Annotated in this window: 15 protein-coding genes and 1 pseudogene; 4 read left to right on the top strand and 12 right to left on the bottom strand. The window is 69.9% G+C overall.

The window, feature by feature from the left end:
- The 12 genes and pseudogenes from aspA to IG99_RS31735 all read right to left on the bottom strand — a co-directional run.
- Positions 1-165, bottom strand: a pseudogene (aspA, locus tag IG99_RS48030) (aspartate ammonia-lyase); the annotation flags it as partial.
- A 46-nt stretch (positions 166-211) separates the two neighbouring features.
- The gene (locus IG99_RS31685; protein ID WP_037680047.1) at positions 212-1,228 is read right to left on the bottom strand and encodes an asparaginase; all 1,017 of its coding nucleotides are present in this window, start codon (positions 1,226-1,228) and stop codon (positions 212-214) included.
- 43 nt (positions 1,229-1,271) lie between these two features.
- Positions 1,272-2,711 (bottom strand): amino acid permease, encoded by a 1,440-nt coding sequence (locus IG99_RS31690; RefSeq protein WP_037680049.1) that lies wholly within the window; start codon positions 2,709-2,711, stop codon positions 1,272-1,274.
- Positions 2,708-3,439, bottom strand: a complete 732-nt coding sequence (locus tag IG99_RS31695; protein ID WP_078948023.1) for a FadR/GntR family transcriptional regulator — start codon at positions 3,437-3,439, stop codon at positions 2,708-2,710. Before IG99_RS31695 ends, IG99_RS31690 begins: the two co-directional genes overlap by 4 nt.
- Positions 3,440-3,548: 109 nt before the next feature.
- Complete coding sequence (locus IG99_RS31700) at positions 3,549-4,385, bottom strand: undecaprenyl-diphosphate phosphatase (RefSeq protein ID WP_037680051.1); 837 nt, start codon at positions 4,383-4,385, stop codon at positions 3,549-3,551.
- 72 nt (positions 4,386-4,457) lie between these two features.
- Positions 4,458-4,832, bottom strand: coding sequence for a fluoride efflux transporter CrcB (gene crcB, locus IG99_RS31705; RefSeq protein ID WP_037680054.1), 375 nt, complete (start codon positions 4,830-4,832; stop codon positions 4,458-4,460).
- A complete protein-coding gene (locus tag IG99_RS31710) occupies positions 4,829-5,209 on the bottom strand; it encodes a DUF190 domain-containing protein (protein WP_037680056.1) in 381 nt (126 codons plus the stop codon). Before IG99_RS31710 ends, crcB (IG99_RS31705) begins: the two co-directional genes overlap by 4 nt.
- On the bottom strand, positions 5,206-5,664 hold the full coding sequence (gene crcB / locus IG99_RS31715) for a fluoride efflux transporter CrcB (protein WP_037680058.1): 459 nt from the start codon (positions 5,662-5,664) through the stop codon (positions 5,206-5,208). The genes IG99_RS31710 and crcB (IG99_RS31715) overlap by 4 nt, the downstream gene beginning before the upstream one ends.
- A gap of 76 nt (positions 5,665-5,740) precedes the next feature.
- Positions 5,741-6,712: an SMP-30/gluconolactonase/LRE family protein gene (locus IG99_RS31720; RefSeq protein ID WP_037680059.1), complete on the bottom strand. Its 972-nt coding sequence runs from the start codon at positions 6,710-6,712 to the stop codon at positions 5,741-5,743.
- Between the two features lie 9 nt (positions 6,713-6,721).
- Positions 6,722-7,009 (bottom strand): hypothetical protein, encoded by a 288-nt coding sequence (locus tag IG99_RS31725; RefSeq protein WP_037680061.1) that lies wholly within the window; start codon positions 7,007-7,009, stop codon positions 6,722-6,724.
- A 212-nt stretch (positions 7,010-7,221) separates the two neighbouring features.
- Entirely contained in the window at positions 7,222-8,781 is a 1,560-nt protein-coding gene (locus tag IG99_RS31730) for a glycosyl hydrolase 53 family protein (protein WP_037680063.1), read from the bottom strand.
- A 105-nt stretch (positions 8,782-8,886) separates the two neighbouring features.
- The gene (locus IG99_RS31735; RefSeq protein WP_037680065.1) at positions 8,887-10,908 is read right to left on the bottom strand and encodes a beta-galactosidase; all 2,022 of its coding nucleotides are present in this window, start codon (positions 10,906-10,908) and stop codon (positions 8,887-8,889) included.
- Positions 10,909-11,093: 185 nt separating this feature from the next.
- Here IG99_RS31735 and IG99_RS31740 point away from each other — a divergent pair, with 185 nt between their 5' ends.
- From IG99_RS31740 to IG99_RS31755, 4 genes are read left to right on the top strand one after another with little or no spacing between them, the layout of a single operon-like run.
- Positions 11,094-12,422 carry an ABC transporter substrate-binding protein gene (locus IG99_RS31740; RefSeq protein WP_037680068.1) on the top strand — a complete coding sequence of 443 codons (1,329 nt, stop codon included), beginning with the start codon at positions 11,094-11,096 and terminating at the stop codon, positions 12,420-12,422.
- Positions 12,419-13,342, top strand: a complete 924-nt coding sequence (locus IG99_RS31745) for a carbohydrate ABC transporter permease (RefSeq protein WP_037680071.1) — start codon at positions 12,419-12,421, stop codon at positions 13,340-13,342. Before IG99_RS31740 ends, IG99_RS31745 begins: the two co-directional genes overlap by 4 nt.
- Positions 13,339-14,244: a carbohydrate ABC transporter permease gene (locus IG99_RS31750; protein ID WP_037680073.1), complete on the top strand. Its 906-nt coding sequence runs from the start codon at positions 13,339-13,341 to the stop codon at positions 14,242-14,244. The genes IG99_RS31745 and IG99_RS31750 overlap by 4 nt, the downstream gene beginning before the upstream one ends.
- Positions 14,241-15,272 (top strand): LacI family DNA-binding transcriptional regulator, encoded by a 1,032-nt coding sequence (locus tag IG99_RS31755; protein WP_037680076.1) that lies wholly within the window; start codon positions 14,241-14,243, stop codon positions 15,270-15,272. The genes IG99_RS31750 and IG99_RS31755 overlap by 4 nt, the downstream gene beginning before the upstream one ends.
- Positions 15,273-15,384: the final 112 nt, after the last annotated feature.

Here is a 15,384-nt window from a genome sequence, read left to right on the forward strand (position 1 = left end):
GACCGCGGCAAGGGCGTTTATCAGATGCGGGTACGCGGAGATCGGCGTCCCGGTGATGGGGAAGTTCTCCGTGGCGCGCAGGGTGTGGACACCCCAGTACGCCTCGGCGGGCACATCCCGGTCGCCGAGCAGATCGTGTTCGCTACGGGTGGCGGCGGCGGTCATGGGTGAGCGGGTCCTCTTCTTTGAGGTGGTTGACCTGAGGTGGGGATCAAGCGTGGGCGGCGGCAGCGACGGGGTCGAGCGCGCGCACCGGCCGGACGCTGCCGACCGGTTCGCCGCCGCCGAGCAGCGGCTCGCCCGCGAACTCGCCGAGCAGGTCCGGGTCGACCCCGGCGCGGGCGAGGGCGGCGGCGGTGACCGGTATGCGGGCCCGGTTCGCGCCGTCGGCGATCTTCACGGCGACGGCGCGGCCGTCGGGCAGCGCGGCGACCTCGACGCCCTCGAAGCCGTCCTTGGCGAGGAGTCCGGGCACGGCCCGCATCAGCGCGGCGACGTCCCGGCCGGCGCCGGACGCCATTTCGGCGTGCTCGCGCATCGCGTCCGCGACCCGGGCCTCGGGGGTGCCGGCCGGGGCGGTGGTGATGCGGGCGGCGGCCCGGGCGAGGCCGTGCAGGGAGACGGAGAACAGGGGCGCGCCGCAGCCGTCGACGGTGACGCGGGCGATGCGCTGCCCGGTGAGGTCCTCGACGATCTCCGCGATGGCCCGCTGGAGCGGGTGGGCGGGGTCGAGGTAGTCCTCCAGGGACCAGTCGTTGAGCTTGCAGGTGTACAGCATCGCCGCGTGCTTGCCGGAGCAGTTCTGGGCGAGCCGCGAGGGCAGGCGGCCCTCGCGGACCCAGGCGTCCCGGACGACCGGGTCGAACGGCAGGTCGGTGACGTTGCGCAGGTCGTCCTCGCTGACGTCGGCGAGTTCGAGGATGCGCCGGGCGCCGGCGAGGTGGCGTTCCTCGCCGGAGTGGCTGGCGGCGGCGAGTGACAGCAGTTCCCCGTCGAGCGGGAGCCCGGCGCGCACCATGGCGACGGCCTGGAGTGGCTTGAGGGCGGAGCGTGGGTAACACGCGACCTCGACGTCGCCCAGCTGGAGCCGGACCTCGCCGTCGGCGTCGAGGACGACGACGGAACCGTAGTGGATGCCCTCGATCACCCCTCCGCGTACGAGATGGGCGACGGGAGCGTGCAGGGGTTCACGGACGGCGGGCGCGTCGGCGAGGGAACTGCTGTACATCACTGCCTGTTCACTGGTGGTGGGCGGCGACCGGCGCCTTGGGTCAGGCGTCGGCCTCGGTCGAGAGGCGCGCGACGCGGGCACGGATGGCGTACCAGCCCGCGACGAGCGCGGCGACGATCAGCGGCAGGCACAGCACGGTGGTGCGTCCGGCGCCGCCGTCGGCGTACATGAGGACCAGGACGGAGGCGAGGAACGCCAGCGTCACGATCTCGGTCCAGGGGGAGCCCGGCAGTCGGTAGCCGGGGCGGGTCAGTTCGCCCTGCTGGGTCTTCCGCCAGAAGAGCAGGTGACAGACCATGATCATGCCCCAGGTGGAAAGGATACCGATCGCCGCGAAGTTGAGCACGATCTCGAAGGCGTCGGCGGGCACGACGAAGTTGAGGCCGACGCCGAGCACGCAGATGCCGCTGGTCAGCAGGATGCCGCCGTACGGGACCTGACTGCGGCTCATGACCGCGGTGAACTTGGGGGCGGAGCCGGACATCGCCATGGAGCGCAGGATCCGGCCGGTGGAGTACAGGCCGGAGTTGAGCGAGGACATGGCCGCGGTGAGCACGACCAGGTTCATCACGCCGCCCGCGGCGGGGATGCCGATGTTGGACAGCACGGTGACGAAGGGGCTCTCGCCGGAGGTGTACTTGTTCCAGGGCAGCAGCATCGACAGCAGGACGACCGAGCCGACGTAGAACAGGCCCACGCGCCACATGATGGAGTTGATCGCCTTCGGCATGATCTTCTCGGGGTTCTCGGTCTCACCGGCGGCGACTCCGACGAGTTCGACGGAGGCGTAGGCGAAGACGACGCCCTGGATGATCAGCAGCATGGGCAGCAGGCCGCTGGGGAAGACGCCGCCGTTGTCGGTGATCAACGAGGGGCCGGGGGCGGCGCCATCGACGGGGTGCTGGGTGACCAGCAGGAAGATGCCGATGCACATGAAGACGACGAGTGCGCCGACCTTGACGATGGCAAACCAGAACTCCAGTTCGCCGAATATCTTCACCGAGATCAGATTCACGATGAGGACGACGGCGAGCGCGATCAGCGCGATCACCCATTGCGGGACGTCGGAGAACATGCCCCAGTAGTGGGTGTAGGTGGCGACGGCGGTGATGTCGGCGATGCCGGTGGTGGCCCAGTTGAGGAAGTACATCCAGCCGGCCGTGTAGGCGCCCTTCTCGCCGAGGAACTCACGGGCGTACGACACGAAGGCGCCGGAGGAGGGCCGGTACAGGACGAGTTCGCCGAGGGCGCGCACGACGAGGAAGGCGAAGACGCCGCAGACCGCGTAGGCGATGAACAGGGAGGGCCCGGCGTCGGCGAGCCGGCCGCCCGCGCCGAGGAAGAGGCCGGTGCCGATGGCTCCGCCGATGGCGATCATGTTGACGTGCCGGGACTTCAGGGACTTGCTGTAGCCCGCGTCGCCGGCGTCGACGTGAGGGGAGGATGGGCGCGTCTCGTCTTTGAGGAACTGCTCGCTCACGCCTCGGTTCCGCCTTCCGTGGGGATGTCCGTGCGCGGGGAGCGCACGATGTCGGTGAGGGTGGTCTCGACGCGGTCGAGGTGGTGGGACATGGCCTCCACCGCGTCGTGTGCGGAACCGTCCATCAGGGCCTCGACGATGGCCCGGTGCTCGCGGTTGGACTGCTCGCGCCGTCCGCCCAGCTCGTTGAGGAAGGCCGACTGACGCGCCAGTGCGTCGCGGATCTCCTCGATGACCCGGCGGAAGACCGGGTTCTGGGCGGCCTCGGCCACGGCGAGGTGGAAGAGGGTGTCCATCGCGACCCACGCGGTGGTGTCCGTCTCCCGCTCCATGCGGTCGAGGAGATGAGCCAGGTGGTCCAGGTTCTCCGGGGTACGGCGCCTGGCCGCGTACCCGGCGACCGGGATCTCGACGTGGCGGCGCACCTCCAGCAGGTCGCTGGCCGCGTAGTCGCCGAAGGTGGGGTCCTCGACGGCACGCGCGACGACGAAGGTGCCCTTGCCGGTCCTGGAGACCGTCAGGCCCATGGTCTGCAGGGCGCGCAGGGCCTCCCGCAGCACGGGCCGGGACACCTCGAGGGTGCGGCAGAGCTCCGCCTCGGAGGGGAGCTTGTCGCCGATCGCGTAGTCACCGCGCTCGATGGCGGCGCGCAGGTGCGTCAGCACCGCTTCCATGGCGCTGACGCGCCGCGGCACCGAACCAGCTGTCTGGCTGTCTGACAGGTTCACGGAAGTGATACTCCGGGTGACGTGAGGGCGGTGTCAAGGGCGTCGAATGGAGAAATTCAGCGGGCGGGACGCCTGAAACCAGACTTCCCGCCGCTGCCGGTCGGCCGTGTCAGCTGCTCAGCGCACCCGTGGCCAGGAGTCCGAAGAGCAGCACACCGACGACGATCCGGTAGACCACGAACGCGTTGAAGGAGTGCTTGGCGACGAACTTCAGCAGCCAGGCGATGGAGGCGTAGGCCACGACGAACGACACCACCGTGCCGACGGCCAGCGGCGCCGCGCCCACGCCCGTACCCAGGGCGTCCTTGAGCTCGTAGAGGCCGGCGCCGGTGAGGGCGGGGATGCCGAGGAAGAAGGACAGCCGGGTGGCGGCGATCCGGTCGAGGTCGAGGATAAGGGCCGTGGACATGGTGGCGCCGGAGCGGGAGAAGCCGGGGAAGAGCAGGGCGAGGATCTGCGAGCTGCCGACGAGCATGGCGTCCTTGAACGAGGTGTCGTCCTCACCCCGCTTGTGGCGGCCCATCTGGTCGGCCGCCCACATCACCGCGCTGCCGACGATCAGCGAGCCCGCGACCACCCAGAGCGAGGCGAGCGGCCCCTCGATGAGCGGCTTGGCGGCCAGGCCGACGGCGACGATGGGGATCGTCGCGTAGATGACCCACCAGGCGAACTTGTAGTCGTGGTGGTACCGCTCGTCCCGGTTGGCGAGGCCGCGGCCCCAGGCGGACACGATCCGCACGATGTCCTTGAAGAAGTACACGAGCACCGCGGCGATCGCGCCGACCTGGATGACGGCCGAGAACCCCACGACGGCGGGGTCGTCGACCTGGATTCCCATCAGCCCCTCGGTGATCTTCAGATGGCCGGTGGAGGACACGGGCAGGAACTCGGTCACCCCCTCGACGGCTCCGAGGACGACAGCCTGACCGACGGAGATGGCGCTCATGGGATCCAGTTCTGGGGACGGGTCGACACAGTGCTCGGCCAGTCCTACCAGGTACGGGTGTGCCGCGGCTGCCTACGACCACAGCGCCTGCGCGAGCCACACCCCGGCGAACGCCGCCGCGAGGCCCGCCGCGATGCTCGCCACGACGTTGGCGGCGGCGTACAGACCCGCGCCGGTCTCGGTCAGCCGCAGCGTCTCGTACGAGAACGTGGAGTACGTCGTCAGCGCCCCGCACAGGCCGGTGCCGAGGAGAAGCTGCAGGTGGGAACCGGCGACCCCGGCCGAGACGGCACCGGTCAGCAGTCCGAGGACCAGGGAGCCGGTGACGTTGACCACGAAGGTGCCCCAGGGGAAGACCGAGTCGTGCCGGGACTGCACCGCGCGGTCGGTGAGGTAGCGCAAGGGGGCGCCGACCATCCCGCCGGCGACGACCAGCAGCCAGTTCACAACGACTTCTTACCCTTCGTGTCCGGTTCGCCTTCTTTGCCCTCCCGGCCCGCGTACCGGATCACCTCGCAGTCGTCGAGGATCACCAGCCCCTCGGTGACCAGTTCGTCGAGCTGTGGCAGGAAGGCGCGCACGCGCTCCTCCGAGTCGACGATCACGATCGCCACCGGCAGGTCCTCGCTCAGGGACAGCAGCCGGGAGGTGTGGATGAGGGAGGACGCGCCGTAGCCCTCGATGCCCCGGAAGACACTGGCCCCGGCGAGGCCGGCGGCGTGCGCCCGGTGCACGATCTCGCTGTAGAGGGGCTTGTGGTGCCAGGTGTCGTTCTCGCCGACGAACACCGTCACGCGCAGGGCACTGCCGGTCAGCCTGGTCATCGCTGCCTCCGGATCAGGACACGACGTGTCGCCGTCGCCGCCAGCCACACCGCCGTAAGGGCCGCGAACAGGGTCACGGCGAGATAGGCGAGAGCCGTGCCCGCACGGCCCGCGTCCAGCAGTTTCTGGATGTCGACGGCGTACGTCGAGAAGGTGGTGAAGCCGCCCAGCACGCCCGTGCCGAAGAACGGGCGCAGCAGCCGGTGGGGGGCGGCCATCGCCTCGGTGACGACGACCAGGAACACACCGATCACGGCACAGCCGACGACGTTGACCCAGAAGATCGTCCAGGGGAAGCCGCCGGCCCCGGTGGGCCACCGGAGCGAGGCCGCGTACCGGGCCGACGCGCCGAGCGCGCCGCCGGCCGCGACCACCGCGACGACGGACCACCGGCTGTGCCGGGCGGACCGCCTGGCGGCGGGGGTGCGGACGCTCTCGGCCTCCGGGACTGTCATGTCGTACGTCTCCTGCCTCGGCCCCGTCACCGCGCTCGCGGGGTGATCACGGCCGGTCAACAGGGTAACGCCGCTCTCAGCGCGCGGCCGGGGCCTCGCACACCGCGACGCCCCGCTCCCACAGGCTGCCGAGGACCAGGTGACCGCCGGTCTCGCAGACGCTGGTGACCATGCGGAAGCCGGAACGGCGGCGGGTCAGGTGGTGGACGATCCGGCCGTCGTCGTCGATCGCCAGGACCCCGACGGTTCCGGTGGGGTGGAAGGGAGCGCGCACGGCGGCGCGGGCGGCGGCGCGGCGTACGACGGCCGGGGCGCGGTGGAGCAGGTCGAGCGGGGGGACGCGGGGTCCGGCCAGGGCGACCCAGATCGGTCCGTCCCGTCCGTCGCGCCACACGTTGTCCGGCATCCCCGGCAGGTCCTCCACGAAGGGCTCGCTGTGTCCGGCCCGGGGGCCGGTGAGCCAGTGGCGGGTGAGCCGGTACGCGGACGTCTCGGCGACGACCAGGAAGGAGCCGTCGGCGCTGGGGACGAGTCCGTTGGCGAAGTGCAGGTCCTCCTGGAGGACCTCGGGGGTGGTGCTGCCGGGAACGAGGCGCAGCAGACGGCCCGTGCCGGTGTCCTCGGCCAGGTCGCCGATCCACTGGTCGAGGGGGTAGCGGCGGCTGGAGACGGTGAAACAGACGCTGTCGTCGGGCAGGGCGATCACATTGCTGCAGAACCGCAGCCGCTCCCCCGCCGCGGTGTCCGTGAGGACGTGGACGGTGCCGTCGTCCAGGCCGATCCGCAGCAGTCCGCGCTCGGCGTCGCAGACCAGCAGGGTCTCGTCGTCGAGGAGTTCCAGGCCGAGCGGCCGGCCGCCGGTCTCGGCGAGCGTCTCTACGCGGGCCCCGGTGGGATCGCTGAGTCCGTCCAGGCGCAGGACGCGTCCGTCCTCCACGCCGGTCAGCACACGGCCGTGGGAGTCGGCGACGACGTCCTCCGGGCCCCGGGCGCCGATGTCGACGTACCTGCGGGGGACGAGGGTCTCGGGGCGGTGCGCTGTCCGCATCAAAGTCTCCTACCAGCCTTTCTCGAACATCCGGGCGATCTCAGCGATGCGTACCTCGTCCCGCCGGTAGTAGGCGCGGCGGCGGATGCGCCGGACGCGCAGGAGGCCGAGGTCCGCGAGCAGGGTGAGGTGGGTCCGGGCGACGTGGCGGCGTACGCCGAGCTTGGTGGCGATGGCGTCCTCGCCGACTCCGTCCTCGACGAGGTCGGCGTGTCGCTGGGGCGGGAAGTGCGTGACCGGGTCCTTGAGCCATTCCAGGATGTCCAGGCGTCGCTCACCGACAGGAGTCCTCAGCATGTCGTTCCCCTCTGTCCGAGCCTCCTCGTACCGGTCTTCCCAATGTTTCGCAGCGGACGCCACCGTGTCCGCAACTCCGCGCGCCTTGTCCGGGATCGAACGCCCTTACGGCACAAGGGCGTTCGGCCCACATCGTGCCGGTCGGTCCTCATTCCCGGAAACACGGGCGGGGCCCGGCCGCTGCCGCGCGGCCGGGCCCCTTCGTCGTGGGTTCAACGGTGGCTGAACCACGACATGGATCCGAGTGCCTTGTCGTCGTAGCCGAACAGGGCCTGGTTCTCCCAGCCGTTGCCGGAGGAGGCGTCGGTCGGGTCCCAGCCGTTGCCGTTGACCGCGGTCCAGGTCGCCTCCCAGTAGAAGACGCCGAGGCCCCGGCCGTTCGGGACGGCCTCCACGATGTTCGCCACCGTGTTCATCCACGCGGTCTGACCGGCCACGCTCGCGGGGTAGCCGGTGACGAGTTCACCGGTGGTGTCGATCTGGTTGGTGAGCGAGTCGTCGCTGTCCAGCCGGAACGGGTAGGCCGTCTCGGCGACGAAGACGGGCTTGCCGTAGCGGGCGGCCGCGTCGTCGAGCGTGCTCTGGAAGTCGGAGAGCGGACCGTGCCAGTAGCCGTAGTAGGACAGGCCGATCGCGTCGAACTTCACACCGTTGGAGACCGCGCTGTCGAACCACCACCGGGTGCCGGCCAGGTCACCGCCCTTGGCCAGGTGCAGGGCGACGGTCGTGGACGGGTTGACCGCCTTGACCGCGCTGTAGCCGGAGTTGAGCAGACCGGCGAGCTGTGACCAGTTGGAGGTGGATCCCTCGTTCCACAGCATGCCCCCGTTGATCTCATTGCCCACCTGGACCATGTCGGCGGTGGTGCCCTGAGCCTTCAACGCGCTCAACACGTCGTACGTGTGGTCGTACACGTCCGTCTTGAGCCGACTGTACGAGTGGCCCGCCCAGGCCGCCGGCTTGGTCTGCTTGCCCGGGTCGGCCCAGTTGTCCGAGTAGTGGAAGTCGACCAGCAGTTTCATGCCGGCCGCCTTGACCCGCTTGGCCAGCGCCAGCACGCGCGTCTTGTTGTTGTAGCCGTCGGCGGGGTTCACCCACACCTTCACGCGCGCGTAGTTCATGCCCGCGTTCTTGAGGATGGTGACGGCGTCGCCGGTGGCGCCGGAGCCGTTCTTGTAGACGCCGCCCTTGGCCTCGCTCTTGGGGAGGGAGGAGATGTCGGCACCCTTGATCGGCAGTCCACTCGTGCCGGACGTGAAGGTCAGGTCGTCAACATTGATCCAGTTGCCGGCGTTGGCGTCACTGTTGATGCTGATGGTGCATTGGTTGTTGCTCACATTGACCGGCACGACGATACGGATCCATCCGCTCGTCGACACCGGCAGGTCGGTGCGCTGCTCGGTGCCGCCGCAGTTCTTCAGCGCTATGTAGGCGGACTTCTGGCCCCCGCTGGAGCGGACCCAGGCGGTGAGCCTGTAGCGGCCGTCGGTCAGCCCCGACAGGTACTGGTACGTCTCCACCTTGTACGCGGTGGTCGCCCAGTGGGACAGGCGGTAGCTCCCGCTGTGGCCGCCGGCCTCCGTGAACGAGGCACCGGTGTCGCCGTACTCGGTCCAGCCGCCGGGCGTGGCCGCGCCGGTGCCGTCGTTTTCGAAGCCGCCGTTCGTGAGGGCGCTCGCGGCCTGGGCGGTCTGGGCCGGCAGCGCGGTCAGGGCCAGCCCCGCGGCGAGGGGGAACAGCAGGGCCCGGAGGGTGCGTCTGGGATGGAACATCGTCGTCCGTCGTCCCTTCGACGTGATCGGGATGGGGGGTCCCTCGTCAGTGGAGGGGCCCCTCCGCCCGCGGCTCGCGGCTCGCACAGGCGGAGGGGAGTCGGCTCAGCCGTCGAGTCGTACGACCCGGACGGCTCCAGCGGGGACCGCGAGGCGGCCGACGGCACGCTCCCCGGTGAGCAACTCGGTGCCGGGCGCGTCGAGCGGCACCTTGGCGTCGCCGGCGGTGTGGTTGATCGCGAACAGATAGCTGCCCGACTCGCCCGTACGGCGGACCACCTCCACGTCCCGGGGCAGGTCGGCGCGCGGGGCGAGGTCCGCGTCGTCGGCGGCCCAGCCGAGGAGCGCGTCGAGGCCCTCGGTGCCCAGACGGGTGGAGACGTACCAGGCGGTGCCCTCGCCGAGGCGGTGCCGGGTGACGGCCGGATGGCCGGCGGTGAGGCCGTCGGCGTACGTCCAGACGGTCTCCGCGCCGCGCGGCACCACGAACTCGGTCCACACGTCGCCGGCGAGTTCGGAGCCGTCGAGTCCCGTGATGCGCACCCGCTCGCCCTGGAGGAGGGGTGAGAACTCCTCCACCGTGAGACCGAGGACGTCGCGCAACGGCCCAGGGTAGGCGCCCTCGTGGACGGCGTCGTGCTCGTCGACGATGCCGGAGAAGTAGGAGACGACGAGGGTGCCGCCCCGCTCCACGTACTCCCGGAGGTTGCGGCCGGCCGCCTCCGTCATCAGGTAGAGGGCCGGGACGACGACAAGGGGATACCTCGACAAGTCGGCTTCGGGATGGGCGAAGTCGACAGTGAGGTGGCGGTCGTAGAGGGCCTCGTAGAAGGCGTCGGCACGCTCGCGCGGGTCATGGTCCTCGCTGGGGCGCCACTGGAGGTTCTGCGCCCACCAGGAGTGCCAGTCCCACAGGACGGCGACGTCGGCCACGGTGCGGGTGGAGCGGATCGGGCTCAGGGAGTCGAGCGAGGCGCCGAGCTCGACGACCTCGCGCCACACGCGCGTGTCGGTGCCGCCGTGCGGGAGCATCGCGGAGTGGAACTTCTCGGCGCCGCGCCGGGACTGCCGCCACTGGAAGAACAGGGCGCCGTCGGAGCCGCGGGCCACGTGGCCGAGGGAGTTGCGGGCCATCTGGCCGGGGGCCTTGGCCGGGTTGCGGGGCTGCCAGTTGACGCCCGAGGTGGAGTGTTCCAGGAGCAGCCAGGGGGCGCCGTCGGCGACGGAGCGGGTGAGGTCGGCGGCCATCGCGAGGTTGACATGGGTGCGGCGGCCGTCGGTGATCAGGTAGTGGTCGTTGGTCACGATGTCGACCTCGCGGCCCCAGGCCCAGTAGTCGACGGAGTCGCACTGGCTGAGGGCCGTCATGAAGTTGGTGGTGACCGGCACGCCGGGTGAGAGGCGGTGCAGGATGTCCCGCTCGGCCACGAAGTTCTCGCGCATGGTGGCGTCGGCGAACCGCTTGTAGTCGAGTGCCTGGCCGGGGTTGCCGACGGTGGGGGTGCGGCGCGGCGGGTTGATCTCGTCGAAGTCCGTGTAGCGCTGGCCCCAGAAGGCGGTACCCCAGGCCTCGTTGACGGCGTCGACCGTGCCGTGGGTGGTGCGCAGCCAGCGGCGGAAGTGGGCGGCGCAGGAGTCGCAGTAACAGGCTGAGACGGGGACGCCGTACTCGTTGTGCACGTGCCACATGGCCAGGGCCGGGTGGTCGCCGTAGCGCTCGGCGAGCTCGGTGGTGATGGTGGCGGCGGCGGCGCGGTAGTCGGCGTTGCTGTGGCAGATGGCGGCCCGGCTGCCGAACTCGTAGCGGGTGCCGTCCTCGGTCACGGGCAGCGCCTCGGGGTGCGCGCGGTAGAACCAGACGGGCGGGGTGACGGTGGGGGTGCCCAGGTCGACGCGGATGCCGTTGTCGTGGAGCAGGTCGATGATCCGGTCGAGCCAGCCGAAGTCGTACTCCCCCGGTGAGGGTTCCAGCAGGGCCCAGGAGAAGATGCCGACGCTCACCAGGGTGACACCGGCCTCCCGCATCAGCCGGACGTCCTCGTGCCAGACGCTTTCCGGCCACTGCTCGGGGTTGTAGTCCCCACCGAAGGCGAGCCTGGTGAGGCCCCTGGGTGTGGTCTCCGGCATGGATCTCTCCCGTTTTGGTCGATCATTTGGGAACGTGCACACACGGCTGGCGGCGGTGCGAGCCCAACATAACCGCACAGCAACAACCATTGACAAGTGTCCGGGATGTTTCTCTACTGTGAACGCTCACAGAAGCATGGCAGGCTCTCGCAGCAGGCGGGAGCCCAGGTCAGGGGAGAAATTCCATGCCGAACACGAAGCGCTCTCGGCTCTTCAAGGTCGCCGCGTCGGCCGTCGCCGTCACGCTCGGCGCCACCGCCCTCGCCGCGTGCGGCTCGGAGGACAAGGACAGTGCGGCCGAGTCCGGGCCGGCCTCACTCACGTACTGGACGTGGACGCCCGGCATGGACAAGGTCGTGGACCTGTGGAACAAGGGGCCGGGGAAGAAGGACCAGATCACCGTCACGGTGAAGAAGCAGGCGTCCGGCGACACGCTGGTCACCAAGATCCTCACCGCGCACAAGGCCGGCAAGGCGCCGGACCTGGTGCAGGCCGAGTACCAGGCGCTGCCGACCCTGGTCAGCAATGACGCGCTCGCGGACATAGCGAAGAACGTCGGGGACGCGAAGGACAAGTTCGCCGAGGGCGTCTGGCAGCAGACGACGCTGGGCACGGACGCGGTCTACGCGGTGCCGCAGGACATCGGCCCGATGATGTTCTACTACCGCGAGGACCTCTTCAAGAAGTACAAGCTGACGGTCCCGACGACCTGGGAGCAGTTCGCCGGGACCGCGAGACAGCTGAAGAAGGTGGCGCCCGACAAGGACCTCACCACCTTCTCCGCCAACGACTCCGGTCTCTTCGCGGGTCTCGCCCAGCAGGCCGGCGCCAAGTGGTGGACGACCTCCGGCGACAAGTGGAAGGTCGGCATCGACGACCCGGCGACCGAGAAGGTCGCGAAGTTCTGGGGCGACCTCGTCAAGGAGGGCGCCGTCGACAACCAGCCGATGTACACGCCGGCCTGGAACAAGGCGATCAACACGGGCAAGCAGATCGCCTGGGTCAGCGCGGTGTGGGCGCCGGGCACGCTGAACACCGCCGCCCCCGACACCAAGGGCAAGTGGGCCATGGCCCCACTCCCCCAGTGGTCGAACTCCGAGAATGTCACCGGCAGTTGGGGCGGCTCCTCCACCGCCGTCACCACGGACTCCCAGCACAAGGCGGCCGCCGCGAAGTTCGCCGCCTGGCTGAACACCGACGGCGACGCCCTCAACGCGCTCGCGAAGGAGGGCGGCATCTACCCGGCCTCCTCGTCCGCCCAGCTCAGCGGCGCCTTCACCACCCCGCCGGACTACTTCTCCAACCAGCCCGACTTCTACGGCCAGGCCGCGAAGATCGCCAAGACCACCGCGCCGTCCGCGTGGGGCCCGAACGTGAACGTCGCCTACACGTCCTTCAAGGACGCCTTCGGTGCGGCCGCCAAGGACAAGTCGGACTTCACCGCCGCCCTGAAGACCATGCAGGACGCCACGGTCACCGACATGAAGAAGCAGGGCTTCGAGGTCTCCGAGTGACCACCACGAGCCGGAGGTCGTACGGGGTCAAGGGGGCCCCGTATGCCTTCCTCCTCCCCGCTGCGACCCTGTTCGCTCTGTTCTTCGCGCTGCCCATCGGGTACGCGATCTGGCTCAGCTTCCGCAAGGTGAAGGTCTCCGGGCTCGGCCTGGGGTCGGGTGCCCGTAGGGAGGTCTGGGCCGGTGTGGAGAACTACACCGACGCCCTCACCGACAACGAACTGGTGGACGGCGCGCTGCGCGTGCTCGGTTACGGCTGCGTCGTCGTCCCGGTGATGCTGGGCCTGGCGCTGCTGTTCGCGCTGATGCTCGACTCCGACAAGGTGCGGCTCGCCCCGTTCACCCGGCTCGCGATCTTCCTGCCGTACGCCATCCCCGGTGTCGTGGCGGCGCTGCTGTGGGGCTTCCTGTACCTGCCGGACGTCAGCCCGTTCTACTTCGTGCTGGAGAGGCTGGGCCTGCCGCAGCCCGACCTGCTGGACGGCGGTCCGCTGTACCTCGCCCTGTCGAACATCGCGGTCTGGGGCGGCACCGGCTTCAACATGATCGTCATCTACACCTCCCTGCGGGCCATCCCGGCCGAGGTGTACGAGGCGGCGAAGCTGGACGGCGCCACCCCGTTGCAGATCGCGCTTCGGATCAAGATCCCGATGGTGGCGCCGTCCCTGGTGCTGACCTTCTTCTTCTCGATCATCGCCACGCTCCAGGTGTTCAACGAGCCGACCACCCTCAAGCCCCTCACCAACTCGGTGTCCACGACGTGGAGTCCGCTGATGAAGGTGTACCGGGACGCGTTCGGCACGGGTGACATCTACCAGGCGGCCGCCGAGGCCGTGATCATCGCCCTCGCCACGCTGGTGCTGTCGTTCGGCTTCCTGCGGGCGGCGAACCGGCGCAACAGGCAGGAGGCAGCACGATGAGTTCTCTCGCCGTCCAGAAGGTCCCCTCGGCGGCCGGCACGACCGGTACCGCGCAGGGCCGTCCGCCACTGCGCAACCGGATCGCCCTGGTCCCGACGATCACGCTGCTGCTGGGGGCGATCTACTGCCTGCTTCCCGTCGCCTGGGTCGTGATCGCGTCCACCAAGTCCGGCAGTGAGCTGTTCTCCACGTTCACGTTCCTGCCCGGCACCGGCTTCATGGACAACCTCACCGACCTCAGCGCCTACCGCGACGGCATCTACTGGCAGTGGATGGGCAACTCCGCCCTCTACGCCGGGCTCGGCGCGTTGCTGTCGACGTGTGTGTCGGCGTTCAGCGGTTACGCGCTGGCGATCTACCGCTTCCGCGGCCGGGAGGCGATCTTCAACGTGCTGCTGGCCGGCGTGCTGATGCCGCCGGTGATCCTCGCCGTACCGCAGTACCTGCTGCTGGCGAAGGCCGACCTCACGGACTCGTACCTGTCCGTGCTGCTGCCGCAGATCCTCTCGCCGTACGGCGTCTACCTGGCCCGAATCTACGCGGCCGCCGCCGTCCCCGCCGACATCGTCGAGGCCGGGCGGATGGACGGGGCGAGCGAATGGCGGATCTTCACCCGGATCGCGCTGCCCATGATGGTGCCCGGCCTGGTGACGGTGTTCCTGTTCCAGTTCGTGGCGGTGTGGAACAACTTCCTGCTGCCGTACATCATGCTCAGCGACGACGAGAGGTTCCCGATCACGCTCGGACTGTTCACCCTCCTCGAACAGGGTGCCAACACCCCGGCCCTGTACACCCTGGTGATCACAGGCGCGTTCCTCGCGGTGATCCCGCTGGTCGCCCTCTTCCTGGTCATCCAGCGGTTCTGGAGCCTGGATCTGCTGTCCGGGGCCGTAAAGTCATGACCATGAGCAATGCGGGCGCCCGGCGCAGACCGCCGACGATCCACGACGTGGCGCGCGAGGCAGGTGTCTCACGGGGCACCGTCTCGCGGGTGCTCAACGGCGGGCACTACGTCAGCCCCACCGCGCAGGAAGCGGTGAACGCCGCGATCAAGAAGACGGGTTACGTCGTCAACCGGCACGCCCGCTCGCTGATCACCGGGCGCTCGGACTCCATCGGCTTCCTGCTCACGGAGCCCCAGGAGCGGTTCTTCGAGGACCCCAACTTCAACGTCCTGTTGCGCGGCTGCACCCAGGCGCTGGCCGCGCACGACATCCCGCTGCTGCTGATGCTGGCGGGGACCGAGGACGAACGGCGGCGCATCACGCGGTACATCACCGCCGGGCACGTCGACGGCGTGCTCCTCGTCTCCAGTCACTCCGGGGACCCGGTCGCCGAGGAGCTGCGGGAGGCGGGGGTGCCGCTGGTGGCCTGCGGCAAGCCGATCGGGCTGGGCTCGAAGGTGAGTTACGTGGCCGCCGACGACCGCGACGGCGCGCGCGACATGGTCCGCCATCTGCTGTCCCTCGGACGGCGCCGGGTGGGCGTGGTCACCGGACCGCTGGACACCCCGGGCGGTGTGGAGCGGCTCGCCGGCTACAAGGAGGTCCTCTCCGAGGCGGGCGTCGAGAGCGACGAGCGGCTGATCGTCTCCGGCGACTACAGCAGGGCCAGCGGCGAGGCGGGCGCCGAGCGGCTGCTCGCGCAGGCCCCCGACGTGGACGCGGTGTTCGTCGCGTCCGACCTGATGGCGCAGGGCGTGCTGGCGGCACTGCGGCGGGCCGGGCGGCGGGTCCCCGAGGACGTCGCGGTCGGCGGCTTCGACGACTCCCCCGCCGCCACCGCCGCCAACCCGGCCCTCACCACCATCCGCCAGCCGTGGGACCGCATCAGCAACGAGATGGTCCGCGTCCTGCTCGCCCAGATAGGCGGGGACGACCCGGCCGCGGTGATCCTCCCCACGGAGTTGGTGCGACGTGAGTCGACGTGACGGGGACGGCTTCGTCGTGCTGCGACGATGGGCACGGCTGGGGCGGCTCTGCGGTGCTGCGGCGGTGAGGGCGGCTGCGTCGTGCCGGGGGGACCGAGGGGGCCACTCCATA

The organism is Streptomyces griseus subsp. griseus (assembly GCF_000720255.1).
GTDB classification, from domain to species: Bacteria; Actinomycetota; Actinomycetes; order Streptomycetales; family Streptomycetaceae; genus Streptomyces; species Streptomyces griseus_I.